At 69.3% G+C, this 17,478-nt stretch carries 11 protein-coding genes and 4 pseudogenes; 4 read left to right on the top strand and 11 right to left on the bottom strand.

Translation table 11 applies throughout. From position 1 onward, the window contains the following. Positions 1-108 precede the first annotated feature (108 nt). A pseudogene (locus BBH68_RS38330) lies at positions 109-773 on the top strand (transposase). 49 nt (positions 774-822) lie between these two features. Here BBH68_RS38330 and BBH68_RS40335 read toward each other — a convergent pair. Continuing rightward, positions 823-2,544: a protein kinase domain-containing protein gene (locus tag BBH68_RS40335; protein ID WP_079151484.1), complete on the bottom strand. Its 1,722-nt coding sequence runs from the start codon at positions 2,542-2,544 to the stop codon at positions 823-825. A gap of 367 nt (positions 2,545-2,911) precedes the next feature. On the opposite strand from BBH68_RS40335, the pseudogene BBH68_RS40330 reads away from it, so the two are divergent. Further along, positions 2,912-3,599 (top strand): annotated as a pseudogene (locus tag BBH68_RS40330) (transposase). Between the two features lie 11 nt (positions 3,600-3,610). Here the strand turns inward: BBH68_RS40330 and BBH68_RS38315 are convergent. The 8 genes and pseudogenes from BBH68_RS38315 to BBH68_RS38285 all read right to left on the bottom strand — a co-directional run bounded on the left by BBH68_RS38315 (position 3,611) and on the right by BBH68_RS38285 (position 11,187). Then, on the bottom strand, positions 3,611-3,988 hold the full coding sequence (locus tag BBH68_RS38315) for a nuclear transport factor 2 family protein (protein WP_245738536.1): 378 nt from the start codon (positions 3,986-3,988) through the stop codon (positions 3,611-3,613). Beyond that, positions 3,985-5,406 carry an FAD-dependent oxidoreductase gene (locus BBH68_RS38310; protein ID WP_065968527.1) on the bottom strand — a complete coding sequence of 474 codons (1,422 nt, stop codon included), beginning with the start codon at positions 5,404-5,406 and terminating at the stop codon, positions 3,985-3,987. The genes BBH68_RS38315 and BBH68_RS38310 overlap by 4 nt, the downstream gene beginning before the upstream one ends. Positions 5,407-5,414: 8 nt before the next feature. Beyond that, positions 5,415-5,945 carry a hypothetical protein gene (locus BBH68_RS43905; RefSeq protein WP_141713166.1) on the bottom strand — a complete coding sequence of 177 codons (531 nt, stop codon included), beginning with the start codon at positions 5,943-5,945 and terminating at the stop codon, positions 5,415-5,417. A gap of 125 nt (positions 5,946-6,070) precedes the next feature. Continuing rightward, complete coding sequence (ubiA, locus tag BBH68_RS38300; protein ID WP_245738535.1) at positions 6,071-7,012, bottom strand: 4-hydroxybenzoate octaprenyltransferase; 942 nt, start codon at positions 7,010-7,012, stop codon at positions 6,071-6,073. A 228-nt stretch (positions 7,013-7,240) separates the two neighbouring features. After that, the gene (locus BBH68_RS38295) at positions 7,241-8,743 is read right to left on the bottom strand and encodes a class I adenylate-forming enzyme family protein (RefSeq protein WP_065968524.1); all 1,503 of its coding nucleotides are present in this window, start codon (positions 8,741-8,743) and stop codon (positions 7,241-7,243) included. Between the two features lie 242 nt (positions 8,744-8,985). Then, entirely contained in the window at positions 8,986-9,657 is a 672-nt protein-coding gene (locus BBH68_RS43900; protein ID WP_245738534.1) for a hypothetical protein, read from the bottom strand. Between the two features lie 121 nt (positions 9,658-9,778). Next, positions 9,779-10,042: pseudogene (locus tag BBH68_RS44680) on the bottom strand (MFS transporter); the annotation flags it as partial. Positions 10,043-10,293: 251 nt separating this feature from the next. Further along, the gene (locus BBH68_RS38285) at positions 10,294-11,187 is read right to left on the bottom strand and encodes an alpha/beta fold hydrolase (RefSeq protein ID WP_065968539.1); all 894 of its coding nucleotides are present in this window, start codon (positions 11,185-11,187) and stop codon (positions 10,294-10,296) included. A gap of 173 nt (positions 11,188-11,360) precedes the next feature. Between BBH68_RS38285 and BBH68_RS38280 the strand changes: the two genes are divergently transcribed. After that, a complete protein-coding gene (locus tag BBH68_RS38280) occupies positions 11,361-12,332 on the top strand; it encodes an amidohydrolase family protein (protein WP_065968522.1) in 972 nt (323 codons plus the stop codon). Positions 12,333-12,403: 71 nt separating this feature from the next. On the opposite strand, the gene BBH68_RS38275 is transcribed toward BBH68_RS38280, so the two are convergent. Beyond that, positions 12,404-13,297 carry a LysR family transcriptional regulator gene (locus BBH68_RS38275; RefSeq protein WP_065968521.1) on the bottom strand — a complete coding sequence of 298 codons (894 nt, stop codon included), beginning with the start codon at positions 13,295-13,297 and terminating at the stop codon, positions 12,404-12,406. A 276-nt stretch (positions 13,298-13,573) separates the two neighbouring features. Next, positions 13,574-14,117, bottom strand: a pseudogene (locus tag BBH68_RS42665) (IS5 family transposase); the annotation flags it as partial. A 202-nt stretch (positions 14,118-14,319) separates the two neighbouring features. Between BBH68_RS42665 and BBH68_RS38265 the strand changes: the two are divergent. After that, entirely contained in the window at positions 14,320-17,064 is a 2,745-nt protein-coding gene (locus BBH68_RS38265) for an NACHT domain-containing protein (protein WP_065968520.1), read from the top strand. Positions 17,065-17,478: the final 414 nt, after the last annotated feature.

Here is a 17,478-nt window from a genome sequence, read left to right as displayed (position 1 = left end):
GCGGGCGACCAAGGACGGCTGAACCGCCGGGGGCACGGCCGGGCCGGTCACCACACCGAACGCTGCCGGCCGGCCAGGGCGCGGGCGCGTTCTGCCGCGCCGTGAAGGGTGCGGGCGAAGACGGTGTCGCCTTCGGCGGTCGCCTGGCGGGCCGAGCGGCGCCGGCATGCGCTGAACATCGGGCGCCCGCCGAAGCACGACTTACGCGAGATCATGAACGCGATCCTGTACGTGGACCGCACCGGGGTGCAGTGGCGCTACCTGCCGCACGACTTCCCGCCCCGGGAAACCGTGTACGGCTACTTCGCCAAGTGATCGTAGGCCGCAAGCGGAGCATCGTCACCGACACGCCCGGATTGCTCCTGGCAGTGCTGGTCACGGCCGCGAGCGTGCGGGACGCCGTCGCCGGCACCCACCTGGTCGGCCAGGTGGCCACCGCCCACCCCTCGGTCCGCAAAGCCTGGGTGGACGGCGGCTACCGCCGGCACCTCGTCGAACACGCCACCCGCCTCGGCATCGACATGGAAATCGTGCAACGCGCCCCCGGGACCAGGGGATTCACCCCGCTCCCCAAACGCTGGACCGTCGAGCGCACCTACGGTTGGCTGATGTTCCACCGTCGCCTCACGCGCGACTACGAGACGCTGCCCGCCCGCTCCGAAGCCATGATCCACCTCGCCATGACCGACCTCATGGCCCGCCGCCTCACCGGCGAAGCCACCATCTCCTGGCGCGACCCGACACTATGGGATCAAACACCAATTCCGGGATGAAACTCGGGAGAAAACGACCTCTTAGCCGACAAGATCCCAAAGAAAGGACCTAGCCTGCGAGCGGCCCGGGGTTGAGGCGGAGATCCGATTCTGCAACGGCTCCCACGACGATGGGGACATCGTCGAGGCGGGAACTTGGCGGGATGGGAGATCCTTTGCCGAGCCCGCCAGGAATGTCGTTTTCATCGAGAACCACAATGTCCGCGATGACCGCAGTGACGTTATCAGGGCCACCACCGCGCAGTGCCAGTTGTATCAGTTCCCGAATCGCCTCTTGCGGAACCTGCCGATCAGACAGCACCTCAAAAATAGACTGGGGGCCGACAACGCTCGACAACCCATCCGAGCAGAGGAGGTAGCGGTCCCCGGGATTGCATTTACGGATGGAGGCATCAGGCTCCATGTCGACACCATTTCCCAGCATGCGAATCAGCCGGGAATGCTGTGGGTGAGAGGCGGCCTCCTCCGGGGTGATGCGGCCTTCGTCGACCATCTGTTGGGCCCACGTGTGGTCGTGCGTCATCTGCCAGAGCTCGCCGTCACGGAGGAGATACCCTCGACAGGACCCTATGTGGGCGAGGGCCAAAGTCTCCCCGGTCCACAACAGTGCAGTAAGCGACGCCCCGACTCCCTCCACCTGCGGGTTTGCGGCTGCCAGGTGCCGTACTCCGTTACTTGCGAGCGCCACCGAATCGCACAGCAGCGAGCAGACGTCCGCACTGCTTGAGGCGGGAGGCTCCGTATCGAGTCCGACCAGCGTCGAGATCACCTCGGCTGAAGCAGCCCTCCCCATTCCTCCCGCTCCTACGCCGGAGGCGACAGCGAGCAGATGCGGACCGGCGTAGGCAGAATCTTGGCTGTGCGGGAGGGTCAAGCCCGCGTGGCTGCCGGCCGCGTATCTCAGAGCCAATCTCGGCCCTGGACGGTCTGGTCTGCTGTGGGTGTCAAGGATGGGCAGTATCTGCTGTTGGAGCAGTGTCGCATCACCTGGGCGGGATTCTGGGTCCTTGGCGAGGAGCCCAAGTATTAGTTCATCGACAGCTGATGGCAATTCACCATTAATGCTGCTTGGCGTGCTTGGTGTCAGCTGCACGTGCCCATACATGAAATTGACGGGACTCTCTCCGGCGAAGGGAGTGCTCCCGGTGCATAGCTCGAACAGTAGGCAGCCGAGTGAGTATAAATCGGAGCGGGCATCTGCGTGGTTGCTGGTGAAGCGTTCAGGCGCCATGTACGGAAACGAGCCGATCACCATGCCGGTGGAGGTCAATGCTTGCGGCATCGAGCTGTTCTTGGCGATGCCGAAATCAACGACCTTGGCTTCCCCGGATTTCTGGATCATGACGTTGGCGGGTTTGATGTCGCGGTGCACCACTCCGTTCCGGTGGGCTGCAGCCAAGGCGTCGCAAATCTGCAAAACCCACTTCAGCGCGTGCGCCAGCGGGACTGGCCCTGGATTCTTTTCAAGAAGGCTGCTCAGCGGTTCCCCATCGAGGAGTTCCATCACCAGATAGAGGAGATCCCGCCCCTCATGCATGGTGCGACCGTGACCATATACGGCCACTATGTGCTTGTTTCTCAGATGCCCGGCGGTGATCGCCTCGTCGATGAACCGCTGGACTGCCTTGGGGTGCTGGCTCGAATGCATGATCTTGATCGCCACGTCGCCGCGGGTGTACATATCCTGCGCACGCCACACCGCACCGAAGCCGCCTTTGCCCAACAGCCTGACGAGCCGGTAACGGGCATCGAGCACGTCGCCAGGTTCCATATCTCCCCTTAACACCCCGGAGGCCTGGAATAGCAGTCCAGCGCCCCCGTAAATCCGCCCACACGCCGGCAGAATGCTACCGACCCGCGCGCATGCAGGGGTAGGCCGCCCGCGGGGACGCAGACCACGTGAGGCGGCTGGGTCGGGGCTGTCCGGCGCCCCGCTGGAAACGGCTGCCCGTTCCTGGTACTCCAGTCTGACTCCGCGATCTTGCAGCGGACCCGGCTGGGAACGGGTACGGCCACCGCGTGATCATCGGGGGGGTGCGGACTCCTGAAGATCGTGCGGTGGCCGCAGGCCAAGACGTAGGCCCTCCCCGTTGGCGGGCGATGCCCGACCAGGCCATGGCCCGGATCTCGGCAGGTTCATGCGAGTTGAGCCTCGAGCCGCGGCCCGCGCCTGCCCGCTCGGGCTGCTGTCGCAGCGTCGAGCGGAAGAACTGCTGGCAGCTGGCCGAACAGGCCGGCCATGCCCGGCCCGAGCCGATGCAGCGTCTGCTGTGCTACGTCCGCTGGGACGCCGAGTCGGTCCGCGACGAGGTGCGTGCCTACGCCGCCGAACACCTCGGCGCCGACGGCAGGGTTCTCGTGGCCGACGAGACCGGCTTCCTGAAGAAGGGCCGGTCCTCGGCAGGAGGGCAGAGGCAAGACACCAGCACCGCAGATCCACGCCGGCGCCGGCGGTCACCGCCGCCGGCTCATCCGGCGCAACCGGTCCACCGCCGAACTCGCCTTCTGCCTGTGCTGGTCACCCCCCGAGGGGCCCCTGTCCGAACTGGTCCGCGTCGCCGGTTTCCGGTGGAGCGTCGAGGAGTGCTTCCAGGCCGCCAAGGGCCAAGTCGGGCTCGACCACTACGAGGTCCGCACCTGGGCCTCCTGGCACCGGCACATCACGCTCGCCATGCTCGCCCGGCCTTCCTGACCGCCCTCGCCGCCTACGGGGCCCCGAACGGCCCGTCGATGCGCACCACCCCGTCCGGGCGGCGCGGCGGGACGTGCGGCAACCGCGGCCCGACCCTTCTCGGCAGCTACCGGCGCATCGGCGAAGGCCCGTAGGCCGGGTCTGGTCAGCCCGGCGGACGGGTGTACCGGTTGCGCAGGTTCGTGATCAACCCATCGGTGTCGACGGTCGCGTGCTCGACCCCGGCCGCGGTCATCAGGCTGCCGTCGGCCCGGCGCGCCGCGACGACCCAGTGCGACTCGATCGTGCCGTCCTCGAGAATCGTGGTTGTCCAGTAGTGCTTGCTCTCGGCCACCGCCGCCACGAACACCCGGTAGAACTCCATGATGGCGGGCATGCCGGTCACCGGCTCGTCGCGCAGCCTCACGGTGGCGTCCGGCGCGAAGATCGTGGGGAGCTCCGCCAGCGCCGAGGGGTCCCGCACGGCGCGGTCGGCGAGCTCCATGTAGCGGTCGAGTGCTGTGTGCGTCATCTGGCCCGTCACGTCGTCTCCGTCATCGTGTACTCCTGCCGGATCCGCTCCTCCGGCACACCGTTGACCCGCGCCGCGCGAAGCACCAACTCCGGTGCCATCAGCGACGCCGGATGGGCGGTCATGAACCCCACCGCCCGCAGGGCCGTGCCGACCTGCTCGTCCCGGCCCGCTGCCTCCCGCACCTGTCGCAGGGCCCACGCCTGCCGCCGCCCCTGATCGGTGGCCGGTGGCGTTGCCAGGCCCAGCCGGATGGCGTCGCCGGCCGTGGACGTCTGCCACGCGGCCTCGACGACGACCTTTTCCAGCTCGAGGAAGTGCCGGGCCGGGGCGTCCAGGTCGGGGCCGGAGCACAGGTACTCCGACAGGCAGGAGGCGTGGAGCGCGGCCGAGGACATACCCTGCCCGTACAGGGGGTTGAACGAGGCGACGGCGTCGCCGAGGACCGCCAGGCGGGCGGGGAAGCGGTCGAGCGCCTCGAAGTGGCGCCACCTGCTGTCGGGGTGGCGGTACGGGACGACATCGCCGACGATTTCGCCCTTGACGGCTTCCTGGAAGATCGGTGGCAGCTCACGGCACCGGGCGACGAACTCGTCGGCCGTGCGGCCCTCGGCGCCGTTGCCGAAGTGGGCGAGCATCACCGCCCACTGCTGGTTCTCGATCGGGTTGACCGCCGCTCCGGCGATGTCCTTCGGGAAGTGCGGGCTGTAGCGGGAGATGCCGCTGAGGGGGCCGTCCCAGTCGGCCGAGCGCGTGAAGCGGGCAGACAGGTAGCGGATGTCGGCCTGGAGCCGTTGCGTCTCCGGTCGGGGCCAGCCGCCCTGCTCCAGCCAGTCACTCAGTCTGCTGCCGCGGCCGGAGGCGTCGACGACGAAGTCGGCTGGGACGACGACGTGGTCGCCGCCGACCGCGTAGCGCACCGACTCGACGGCGCCGCGCGCGTACCGCAGCCCAATGACGCGTCCACTCACCAGCTCGACGTTGGGCAGTGCGAGCGTGCGCCGACGGATCAGCGACTCCAGGAAGGGGCGACTGCTCCCCAGGAACCGCGCGTTGGGCGTGGCGATCTGCTCGACGTCGTCGAGGTAGGTGGCGGTGCGCTCCGGACCGCACGAGACAGCACCCCCGGCGAGGGCCTGTGCCACGACACCGGGGAAGAAGCGTTCGAGCTGGGCGCGTCCGCCGGGCAGCAGGAGGTGCACCTGGGAGCCCTGCGGGACGCCGGGACGAGCCGCGCCGCTGAGCGCGGCTTCCGGCTGGTCGGGCTCGATGATCACGACACGGGTGGCGTGGTCCGCGAGCACGCGGGCCGCGACCAGGCCGGCCACGCCGCCGCCGAGCACGCAGGCGGTGCCGAGACAAACCTCGGTGCGGACCGGCGGGACGGTGGTGGTGAGCCGCTCGAAGACCGCGGCGGGAGAGTTCGGCATGGGATCCCTCATGCGTCGTGGACGGCGTCTCGATCGAGAAGACTTGGCAGGAAAGCCTCCCGCACGAGACTGACGGGCACGGTTCCACGGCACAGGAGTGCGGTGACGGTCAGCACGGGAGCGTCGGCGTCGCAGGGCGGTCGCACGGCGGGTTCGAGGTGGGTCGGTTCGGACGTGACCATCACGCGCCGCACTCCACCGCCCGCGGCCAGCACGGGCCCCAGCGGTGCGTTGGTGGTGCTGAGCACGGCGCGTTCCTCGGGGCTTATGCGGTCGAGCGCCACGACGGCGCTCGCGGTGACGACCTTTTCGGTCCCGGCGCGCAGGTGAACGGTGCGGAACTGCACACGGGCACCCGTCGAGAGCCGCATCAGTTCGGCCACCCGCTCCGGCGGCAAGAAGGGGTCTCCCTCCGCCTGTGCCGAACCCCCGCCGAGTGTCCGCCCGGCCGGCGGGACGGGTAATTGGCCATCCGCGCGGTGGCGGATCTCCGCGGTGACCGGAGCACCGCACCACTCCTCCAGCACCTCGGTGGCCAAACTCGCCGGCTCCCGCAGGAGCGCCACGAACTGGGCCAGGCTGCGCGACTCCGTGCGCACGGACCAGGGGCCTGAGTACATGTGTTTCCTCCGCCGTCACTCCGGTGCGACCGCGTGGCCGCGCCTCAAAGGACCCTCCCCGCAACGATGGCGACGAGCACGAGCCACCCGAAGAAACGGTTTGCCATGAACTTGTCCCGGCAGTCGGCAGGGTTGTCGATGTCCACCGTCACCACCTGCCAGGCCAGGTGCGCCACGCCCGGCAGAAACAGCGCGTAGAACGTCCAGTGCAGATCGGCGACGGCTCCGGCGGCCACGATCCCGACCACGGTCGCCCCGTAAAACCCGGCGACCCAGGGCCGGGTCGCCCTGCCGAGGCGCAGCGCGAGGGACTTCACCCCCACCTGCACGTCGTCCGCCTTGTCCTGGTGGGCGTAGATCGTGTCGTACCCCAGCGTCCAGAAGACACCGGCGACGAAGAGCAGGAGCGCGGGAGTCTCGATCCTCCCGGCCACCGCGAGCCAACCCGCGAGGATATAGCAGCCGAAGACCATCCCCAGCCAGGCCTGTGGCCAGTAGGTGATCCGCTTCATGAACGGGTACGCGACCACCAGCGGATAGGAGGCGGCGACGAACACCGCCGCCGGAACGCTGGCCACAGCCAGCACGAGCAGCCCCGCCACCGCCTGCACCACGGCGAAGACAAGCGCTCCCGTGACCGTGACCGTACCGGCCACGAGCGGCCGCGCGACGGTACGTGCCACCCGGGCGTCGAACTTGCGGTCGGCAAGGTCGTTGACGACGCAGCCGAAGCCGCGCACCAGCACCCCACCGACCGTGAACAGCAGCACCTGGCGCCAGTCGGGCAGCCCCGCCGAGGCGAGCGCGATCCCCCACAGGCCGGGGAGGAGGTACAGCCAACTGCCTATGGGCGCGTGCATACGCGCCAGTTGCAGATAGGGGAGGACGGCCTTCGGCGTATGCGGCACGACCGACGCCGCGATGCTCGGCACGACAAACCGGTATCGAGTGCTCTGCTGCGAGGGTTGAGCGGAAATGTCGATCACCTGACCGGTGCGAGGACTATTTTCGTGACTCTCGCAGAAAGCCCACCTCGGCTGAACACGGTCTCCCCGTGATCTTGAACACGTTTGTTCGCGTCGTGCCGATCTCGTCCCGTTAACCTCAATTTGTCGGCCTGGGTGCCTTCCTGACTGACCATCGGTTCGTTGGCGGCGCAGTAGGCCGTTGCGTGGACGCCGCCTTGTCCTCACGGTGTTTGCCGAACCGAGTGTTCATGTTCGAGGCACATTCGACGCCGGACAGTGGCGATGGGGCTGGACGAACTCGTCGCCCTGTGCGCGGAGTACCCTGCGCAGCACCTTGCCGTTGCCGTTGCGGGGCAGTGCGTCCAGCCATACGACGTCCTGCGGAACCTTGTACCAGGACAGGGTGGATCGGGCGAGCTCGACCAACTCGGCGGCGAGCGCGTCGTCACCCCGCACCGGCCCTTCGCCGGGCGAACCGGGTGCCGCGGCGGCGACGACGTAGGCGCGCAGGCTCGTATCCCCGGCCGGGCGCCGCACGGAGCTGACCGCCGCCTCCAGCACGCGCGGGTGGCTCTCCAGCAGGCGTTCGACCTCGCTCGGCACCACGTTCTGTCCGCCGATCACCTCGACGTCGTCGAGCCGGCCGTGCGCGTGCACGACACCGTTCTCGTCGATGGAGGCCAGGTCGCCGGTCGGCCACCACACGTCGGTCAGGATGTCGGGTCCGAGGCTGCCGCGGGCGACGCCGCGGGTGGCGACGGGGACGCGGATGTGCAGCTCGCCCCTGCCGCCCGTGGGCAGCTCCTGTCCGTCGGCGTCGACGACACGTACCGGCCTGCCGGGCAGGGGCGGACCGACCGCCGACGGCACGTCGTAGGCCGCGGGCGGGCCGACGGCGATGCCACCGGCTTCCGTCGTGCCGTAGGTATTGAGCAGCCGGGGGCCCATGATCGGGACCAGCTGCTCGCGCAGCCGCGCGGTGAGCACTTCCCCGGCGCAGAAGGCCTGACGGACGTTGCCCAGTACCTCGGCATGGCCGGGTTCGAGCAGCAGCCGCGCCAGGAAGCTCGGCTGCGCGAACAGGACGGTGACGTTGTGGCGGCGCATGAGCTCGACCGCGGCGGCCGGGGTCGCGCGGGGCCGCGACAACACGGCCGCCTGCCCGGTTTCGAGGGTGGTGAACACCGACGCGCTCAGCCCGCCCACGAAGTACATGCGCGACACCGAGAGCCCGACGGTGTCGGGTCCGCTCACCAGGCCAGGCGCGCGTGGGGCGCCGAGGTCGCGATGGCGGAAGAAGCACAACTTCGGCGCCCCGGTGGTGCCGGAGGTGAACACGGCCAGCGCGGCGGCGTCCCCGCCCGTGGCGAACACCTCCTCCGGCTCTGCCGCCACGAGCGGACCGACCTCGCTGGTGGGAGCCGGCCCGCTGTCCCCGAGCCACCCGGCGGTCTCCGGGTCGACCACGACAAGCGCCGGTTCAGCCGTGACCACGTCGCGCGTCAGATCCTCCCGGCTCATCTGGACGTTCACCGGCACCGCGACGAGACCCGCCTGCCACGCGCCGAGCAGACACCACACCATCTCCACACTGTCGGGCAAGGCGAGCAGCACCCGGTCACCGGTGCGCAGACCGTGCGACCGGTATCCGGCCGCCACCCTCGCCGCCCCGTCGAACACCTCCGCGAAGGTCCACGCCCGGCCGTCGGCATGGAACGCGGTCCGTTCGCTCCACCCCTTCTCGCGCACATGATTTGCCCAACGGCGCGTCAAGTTCTCGGGTATGTCCACCCGATGCTCCTGTCTCATCCGGGAAACGTCGCCCCATTATGGCTGGCGCGAATTGGCCGGTCTCCGGCGTCGCAGGGGGGTTCGGGCGGCGTCAGGCCGTTTCCGCCGGCTCTTGGACGGTGTCGCGGAGCACGATGACGCAGCAACGCGAACGCGTTGGTCAGTCCCAGGTAGGCCAGTCACAGCAACACGGTCGATCATCATGACGCGTCGACCACCCGGCTACGCGAGAACACCGACTCGATGGTAGGGACGCTGAGCGAGAAGTAGCCGATGGTGTAGTACGTGGCCACGATGCCTGCCCGCTCGCCGGCGTCCACCCCGCTGAGCAGCAGACTCAGCGCACCATGCATGATCGCGCCGAATCCTGCGCCGGCCAGGCAGGTGCCGGCGATAACCCCGGCCAGCGAGGACAGTTGGAGGCTCAGCGTCGTCAGTGCGACCCCGGCGATCAGGAGGCTGCAGGCCCAGAGCATGACGGTGCCTGCTGGGCGGCCGTGGCAGGCGGCCACGGTGCAGGCGGCGGTGGTGGTGAAGGCGAGGAAGACCAGGTTGCCGGTGAGTGCTCCGCTGTGCGGGGCGATCAGGGACGGCAGGCGGGGGCCCAGGGAGGAGTAGAGGCCGCCCAGCGCCCAGACCGCCACCACCGGTGGTGCGGAGATCGCCAGGGCGCGGCGGGCGGTGGGTGGCACGGCCAGGCGTGGGCGCATGGCCGCGAGGGCTCCCTTGTGGGGGTGGGCTGTTTCCGGGATGACTACTGCCGTGGCGGCGGCCTGGAGCGCGAACAGAGCGAGGAACAGCAGCGGGATCGTGCGCGTCGGGTCGGGCACGTACGCGGCGGTGAGCGCGGCGATCAGGACCCCTGCCGCCATGCCGATGACCGGGGCCACGGCATTCACGAGTGCGGCGCGCCCCGGGTCGGCGTGAGTCGTCGAGGTCGAGCAGCAACGCGCTCAGCGCGGAGGTCACGGTGCCGGTGGCCAGGCACTGCAGGACGCGGGCGATGAGGAGTTCGGGCACGCCGTGGGCGAGGACCTGGATGAGCATCGCGACGGCCAGTACGGCGAGGGAGGCGGCGATGACCGGGCGGCGGCCGAGGTGCTCGGACAGTGAGCCGGTGGCGAGCAGGGAGAGGAGCAGGGCCAGGGCGGAAACGCTGAAGACGACGGTGAGGACGGGGTCGGAGAAGTGCCATGCCTGCTGGTAGAGCGCGAAGAGCGGGGTGGGGGCGGTGGAGGCGGCCTGGACGGTCGCGATGGCCGTGGCGGAGAGCAGGAACGCGCGGGTGCGTGAACCACTCGTGCGGGCGGGCCGGGCAGGGGCGGCGGCAGGTCTGCTGGCGGTGGTGGACGAGATTCTCCCTTTCGGGCAGCGGTGTGGGCTCCCTGAGTGGCGGGACGAGAGGGGGATGTGGGGCCGCGCTGCCGGGGCGCGCCCGGGCGGTCGGCCGGGGCGGTGCGGTGATGGCGTGGATGGCGTGCCCCGGCTGCGGACGGCCCCGGGGGGGCTTACTGCTCAGCAGTGCCCTTGTTGTCGACGGCGGTGAGGAAGTCCAGCAGGACGTCGGTCAGCTGCTCGGGCTGCTCCTCGGCGAGGAAGTGGCCGCAGTCGGTGAGTACGGCGCCCCGGACGTCGTCCGCGACCTGTGCGAGGCTGATCTCGGGGATCGGGCCTCCGGCGTGGTCACCGCCGACGCCCAGGACGGGGATCGCGAGGCTGCGGCGGCCGTATTCGGTGAACGCCTCGGTGTCGGCGGTGTAGTTGCGGTAGTAGGCCAGGCTCGCACCCAGCCCGCCGGGGCGGCCGTAGCTGCGCAGGTACGCGTCCACGTCGGCCTCGGTCACGGCGTCCGCGGCGTGGATGTGCTCGTAGAAGTGGGTGAGGAGCAGGCGCTCGCGGCCGTCGGCCAGATGCTCGGTCAGGCCGGGGACGGCGAAGAGGCCGAAGTGCCACAGTCCGGCGCGGTTGATGAACTCCTGCAGGCCGAAGCCGTGCAGGGGGACGCCGAGGACGGACAGGCTGCGGATCTCCTCGCGCTGCTGTGCGGCCCAGGCGTAGGAGGTCATGCCGCCGAGGTCGTGGCCGACCACGTGCACCGCGCCCAGGCCCAGCTGCTCGCGCCAGCGGTCCAGCAGGGCGGCGGCGGTGCGGATGCCCGGCTCGGCCAGGGCGGCCGAGTCGCCCAGGCCGGGCAGGTCGACGGCGTAGACGCGGTAGTGCTGGGCGAGGGCGGGGATGACCTTGCGCCAGGCGTACCAGGTCTCCGGCCAGCCGTGCACGAGCACCAGCGGTGTCGCGTTCTGGTCTCCGGCCTGCACATAGTGCAGGTCAACTCCGTCCACCGTCGCCGTGCGGTGGGTCCATACGGTCTCTCGGCTCTGGGCCGTGGTGGTGTTGTTCATGGCGGCCATGGAACGCCGCCGCCGCCACGGTTTCACCCGCCATATATGAGAGCTAAAAGACCTTTCATGATCGACATATGGGCCCCGCGGGGGCGTGTCCGCCGGGGTCACGATGGCGCCCACGCAGCCGTTTCCGGCTGATCCCTGACGTGACCGACCCGGAAGAAGGAGCCATGGCCCCCGATCTCACCCCCGGCAGCCTCGTCGACGTGCACGCCCACTTCGTCACCGACGCCTACCTAGCCGCCGCTCGCGACGCCGGCCTCATCCACCCGGACGGCATGGCCGCCTGGGCGAGCTGGAGCGCCGAGGAACACCTGGCCCTGATGGACGAGCACCGCATCGCCACCGCGTTCCTGTCCGTCTCCTCCCCCGGCACCCACTTCGGCCAGGCGGATGCCACCGCCCGGCGCGTCACGCGCGAGGCCAACGAGTTCGCCGCAGAGGTTGCCGAACGGCACCCGGGGCGTTTCGGTCAGTTCGCCTCGCTGCCGCTGCCGGATGTCGAGGGCGCGTTGGCCGAGACGGCGTACGCGCTGGACGTCCTGCACGCCGACGGCGTCGCGGTGGAGTCCAACGCCGAGGGCCGCTACCTCGGCGACCCGGCGTTCGAGCCGCTGTGGGCCGAGCTGAACGCCCGCGGCGCGGTCGTCTTCCTCCACCCGACCTCGCCGTGCGGTGCCGACCACATCGCCATCGGCCGCCCGCGCCCGATGCTGGAGTTCCCCTTCGAGACCACCCGCACCGCCTCCGACCTGATCTTCAACGGGGTCCTGCGCCGCTTTCCGGCGATCCAGTGGATCTTCCCCCACGGCGGCGGTGCGCTGCCGCTGCTCGCCGACCGCATGGAGCTGTGCCGCCGCATCTTCGGCTACGACCTCGACGGCCCCACCCTCCAGGAGCAGCTCTCCAGGGTCTGGTTCGACATGGCCGGCACCCCCTTCCCCCGCCAGATCCCCACCCTCACCGACCTGGTGGGCACTGACCGGATCCTGTACGGCAGCGACTACTGCTGGACCCCGCCGCACATCGTCGCCACCCAGGTCGACGATGTCGACCAGGCACCCGCCCCCGCCGGCGCCTCCTCCTGGCGCGAACTGACCACCCGCAACGCCACCCGCTTGCTGCCCCGGCTCCTCGGCTGACACCGGATCGCCGACCACCCTGCGCGCCGATCGCATCGAGGTGTGAGCCTGCACCGGGCCGAAGAGCAGGCTCACACCGGCGTCAGACCGCGCACCACTGCCAGGAAGTTCCGCAGCACCCTCTCCTTGTCCCGGCCGCGGAACGCCAGATGGATGTCCAGGCGCGCGTCCGTCGCCTCGATCGGCACGATCGTCGTGCCCACGTGGCGGAACCTGCGCATGCCCGCCGGCCCCACGCCCACACCCAGGCCGCACGCCACGAAGCCGAGCAGCGTGTGCAGGCCGCTCACCTCGGTCACGTCTTGCGGCTCGAAGCCGGCTGCCCGGCACATCGCCCACGCCGCCTCGAACGCCGCCGTCTCCTTCCGCCGCGCCGGAACCACCAGCGGCTGCCCCTCCAACGCGGCAGCCGAAAGCAACGGCTCCCGGGCGAACTCGTGGTCCGCCGCCACCACGGCCACGAGCGACTCCCGGGCGACCGGGATCGTCGTCAATTGCTCACGCGCACTGCGCGGCACCGGACCGCACACGAAACCCGCGTCCAGGTCGCCGTGCAGCAGCGCGTCCACCTGCTCGATGCTCGGCATCTCCCGCAGCTGAAGCCGCACATAGGGGAAACGCTCGCGGTAGACGGTGAAGACCTCGGGCATCACCGCCCCCAGCGCGGTGCCGAGGAAGCCGATGGCCAGACTCCCCGACGTCCCGCGCTCGGCGTCCGCGGCCTCCCGCGCAGCCAGCGTCACCTGGTCCAACGCCTCCCGGGCCCGCTTGAGAAACGCCTGGCCCGCCAGCGTGGGATGCACCCCTCGCCCGGTGCGCTCGAACAACCGCACCCCCACCTCGGTCTCCAGCGCCTTGATCTGCATGGACAGCGGCGGCTGCTGAATCCCGAGAGCCGCGGCGGCACGCCCGAAATGCTCATGCTCGGCGAGGACGAGCGCGTAACGCAGATGCCGAAGCTCCATCGGGGGACCTCATATACAAAGCTGAATGACGAGCCCTTCGATCATACGAGAAATCGGAATCATCACTGCCGGATCTGCGTCAGTCGCGGCGTCAGTCCGTCGCGTCGGCGTCGCGAGCTGCCGCCTGCCATTCGCTGGATGTCATGCCGTAGGCCGTCCGGAAAGCCCGGGTGAATTGGGTGGGGCGGGCGAAGCCCCAGCGCTGTGCGACCACGGACACGCCCGGACCGGACGGCCCGCCGCGGCCCGGATACCGGTCGCCGCACGCCGCCGCAGGGGCCGGCGGCGGGGGCGACCTCGCAGGCCCCGGATCGGCGGGAGCGCGTCATCCAGCAGTGGCAGGAGCTGGGTGACATCGTGCCGGTTTGCCGCCGGTGAGTGTGACGGCGAGCGGGGTCCCGTGACGGTCGACGATCAGGTGGTGCTTGGAGCCGGGTCGGGCCCGGTCGACGGGTGAGGGACCGACGTGATCCCCCTTTTCAATGTCCGGACGTGCGAGCCGTCCACGGCACAGTCGTCCAGGTCCAACAGATCGGCGCGGCGCAACTCGTTGAGCAGGGCGGCGTGCAGGCGGGGCCATACGCCGACCTCGGTCCAGTCCCGCAGCCGGCGCCAGGCCGTCACCCCCGGCGCAGCCCACCGTCTCCGCGGGGACACCACACCGGGCGACACCGGTCCGTCGCACGTACATGACGCCGGCGAGTGCCGTTCGGTCCGGAACACGCAGTCGCCCCGGATAGCGGCGGCGGCACTCGGGAGCCGGCGGCAACAGGCGAGCCACCCGCTCCCATAGGCCGTCAGGAACAAGATCAGCAAGCACTCGGGACAGCCTGCCGACCAAGATCAGCAAGGACAAGACCCGCACCTCAATTCATTCTGAAACGATCAGTCAACGCCCCCTGGGGTCGGAGCAGGTTCGAGGGACTGTAGGCGCTGGGCGATGGGTAGGTGATGAAATGCTGTCTCATATCCGTGTGCTGAGTGCTGTGCGGAGACTTCACGGTGGCTAGACAGGGGGATCCGTGGCGGGCGACAAAGGCTTGTCCATCGGTCGTGCGGGGTTGCTGGGGCTTGGAGTCGGCGCCCCCTTGGTCGTGGGAACGCAGCTGTGGCCGAAGGTGGAGAGTCATCCCCTATTAGCCGTTGGACTCCTCTTCGCCTATGAAGCGGTGCTGGCTGTCCTCGCGTTCGTCTCAGCCGTTTCGAAGGAGCTGGAGAACCGGCTGGCGAAGCGGGTGGCTGACGGGACTGAGCGGCTGCTGTTGGGGCGCCTCACACGGTACGAGCGAAGGTATCGTCGGTATTTGGCCGTGCGGCACTCGGCCGGCGGCGTCAAGGGCCTGACCATCCAGGGGGCGCGGAACCCTCGCCTCGAGGACGTGTTCGTCGACGTGAGCCTGAGGCCAAGCCCATTGCACCAGGCGCGGAACGTCACCCTCGCGGACGCCGAGCAGGAGGTTCCGGACGGCGAGCGCAGATCTCTCCAGGACATCCTGGACCATCCAGTCCTGCGGCCCCTGGTCGTCATCGGCGCTCCCGGTACGGGGAAGACAACGCTTCTGGAACACACCACGGTTGTGTACGCCCGACGCCGGGAGCGGCGGCGGGCGAAGCGCTGGCTTCCGGTCTTTGTCACCCTGCGCGACCACGTTCAGCAGATAGTCGGAGACGGCGTCGCTGGTGTGGGGTTGACAATGGCCGACGTCGCGCGGCTGACGCTCTCGGCCGCCGCTTTGGGGGACGCGCCCGCCGGATGGTTCGAGGATCACCTGGAGAACGGCCGCTGTGTGGTGCTGCTCGACGGCCTGGACGAGGTCGCCGACCCGCACACACGTCAGCGCTTGGTGCGGTGGGCAGAGACCCAGGCCGCCCGCTACCCGGACAACCGCTGGGTGCTCACCACCCGGCCACAGGGTTACGACGCCGCGCCAATGGACGGCGCCGAGGTGCTCGTGGTCCGCCGCTTCACGCCGGATCAGATCCGCCGCTTTGTGCACGGCTGGTACGGCGCCGTTGAACGCCTCTCGGGCAGCGGGAACACGGGCGCGGCGGCATACGCCTCGGCTGCAGATCTCATCGACCGGCTACGCGCCCAGCCCAGTCTCTACGACTTGTCCTCCAACCCCTTGCTGCTCACCATGCTCTGCAACGTGCACCGCTACCTCGGAGCGCTGCCCGGCACCAGGGCGGAGCTGTACGGCCAGATCTGCCAGGTGCTGCTGTGGCGCAGGCACCAGGCCAAGGGGCTCTGGGAGGACGCCGACGCGGGACCGACGCGTGAGACAGTGCTGCGGGAACTGGCGTACGGGATGATGGTCCATCATACCCGCTCGTTGCCCGTTGGCGGTCCGCTCGCCACAGATCTGCTGCTTCCGGCGCTCGCCCGCGAACTCCCGGGTGTGTCGGCGGACGCCTTCCTGACATCCGTCGCCCGCACCGGACTGCTGGTCGAACGCGAACCCGGACAATTCAGCTTCGCGCACCAGACCTTCCAGGAGTACCTGGCAGCATCCCACATTCATCGAAACGGGATGAGCCACCTGCTGAAGCAGAGGATTAGCGACGCCTGGTGGCGCGAGAGCATTCTGCTGTGGTCGGCGGTCAACCCGCCTGTTCAAATCATTGAGGCGTGCCTTGAGTTGGATACGGCCGATGCACTGGGGCTCGCGCTCGACTGCTACGACGAGGCCCAGGAGAAGCCGCATGAGCTCGGTCAGCGCCTGGAGCAACTGCGCCTGGAAGCGCTGCAGTCGCCGGCGGACTCACCGCGTCGACGGATGATGACAGGAGCCACGGTCGCCCGTCATCTGCGCCAGGTCGTCTGGCTGGCGGACGGAGTACTGGTCAGCGCGCTGCCGGTCGACCAAGACGTCTACCGTCTGTTCACCGACGCCCACCCGGAGTTCCGCCCCGAAGGGTACGAGTGGGAGAGGGGGCCTGCACGGTCACAGGACGCCAACACCAGTTACGGCACCACGTTCCTCGGCATTCCGCCGGGTGCGCCGGAGGCCCTGGTCCGGTGGGTGAATGACGTGCTCGACGGCTCTGCCATTTTCCGGCTGCCCACCTGGGACGAGGCATGCGATCCCGCCATGCAGCCGCTGCTGCCTCCGGCGTGCTCCCTATGGAGCCAGCCTCCGCGTGACTGGAGCAACCGGGCACCGGTCTGCTGGGCGCCGGAGGGCGTGTCTCATCCCTGGTCGGTGTCCCTGGAGCGGGTGTACGAGCGAGCCGTGAACGGAACCCTCGCCATCGAGGACTTCGACAGAAGCACCGGGTTCCCGTATCAGCACACTGACCCGCAGTTTCACGACTTACTAACTGGTACAGCCCGTGAGGTTTACAGCCACGGTGTTCCCTTCGACCCCGTCATCACCTTCCCCTCGATCAACATCAGTTCGAGTCAGGCACTGATCCGCCCCTCGTCCCCTGAACTTCTCATAGAGCTCCTCACGTCCCTTCCCGACTTGGTGGCGGAACAAGCACGACGGCTCTTCGGCGGTCACGAACCCTCTTCGGCCAGGGGCGATCGCCGCCTGGCGAACAGCATCGCTGCCCTGGGAGCGGAGATGGTCGCCCGTGGTGTCGGAGCAGAGCCAGAAGCCGCTGATCTACTGAGGGTGGCGGCCATAGCCCTCGCAGACCGCAGTGGCGGGATTGAAGTCGAGGCGACGTGCCGTGACATCGCTCTCGGCATCACCACCCTTCAAGACCGCGCTGACGGCATCATCCCGGCACGCGAGGTGGTCCTCCTGGTACGCGCATGAGTGCCGCACAACACACCGGACCCGAAGCCCCTTACAGAGCCGTGACAAGACGTCTCCACCTTCACCCCCGCGCGGGAGAGGCACTCTGGTCGCGGCACCGCGCTACGGGCACCACCAGCATTGAGACGTGCGCATCGTGAAAAGTACAGGTCGCGTGGGCTGGTGTGCGCGGGCTCGGGGGTGCTCGGACTGGTCGGCGGCGGGTGTCCGTGGTGGAGATCGTCTGACCGGTCGGTCGGGAGGGTTCTCTGGTCCTGCTGGGCCGATCGTGCGGTGTTCTCCGCGCTCGCACGGCACCTGCCACCCGTCTTACGCCGCCATCGGCTGGTCACCCCGGGCACCCTGCTGACCTGGCACCGCCGTCTGGTGCGCTGGAAGTGGCGCCAGACGACGGTCGGATCCGGTCGTCCGCCG

Origin of the sequence: Streptomyces sparsogenes, from assembly GCF_001704635.1 — a bacterium.
GTDB lineage: Bacteria > Actinomycetota > Actinomycetes > Streptomycetales > Streptomycetaceae > Streptomyces > Streptomyces sparsogenes.
The sequence above is the reverse complement of the archived record's forward strand: the minus strand, read 5'-3'. Positions and strand labels throughout refer to the sequence as shown.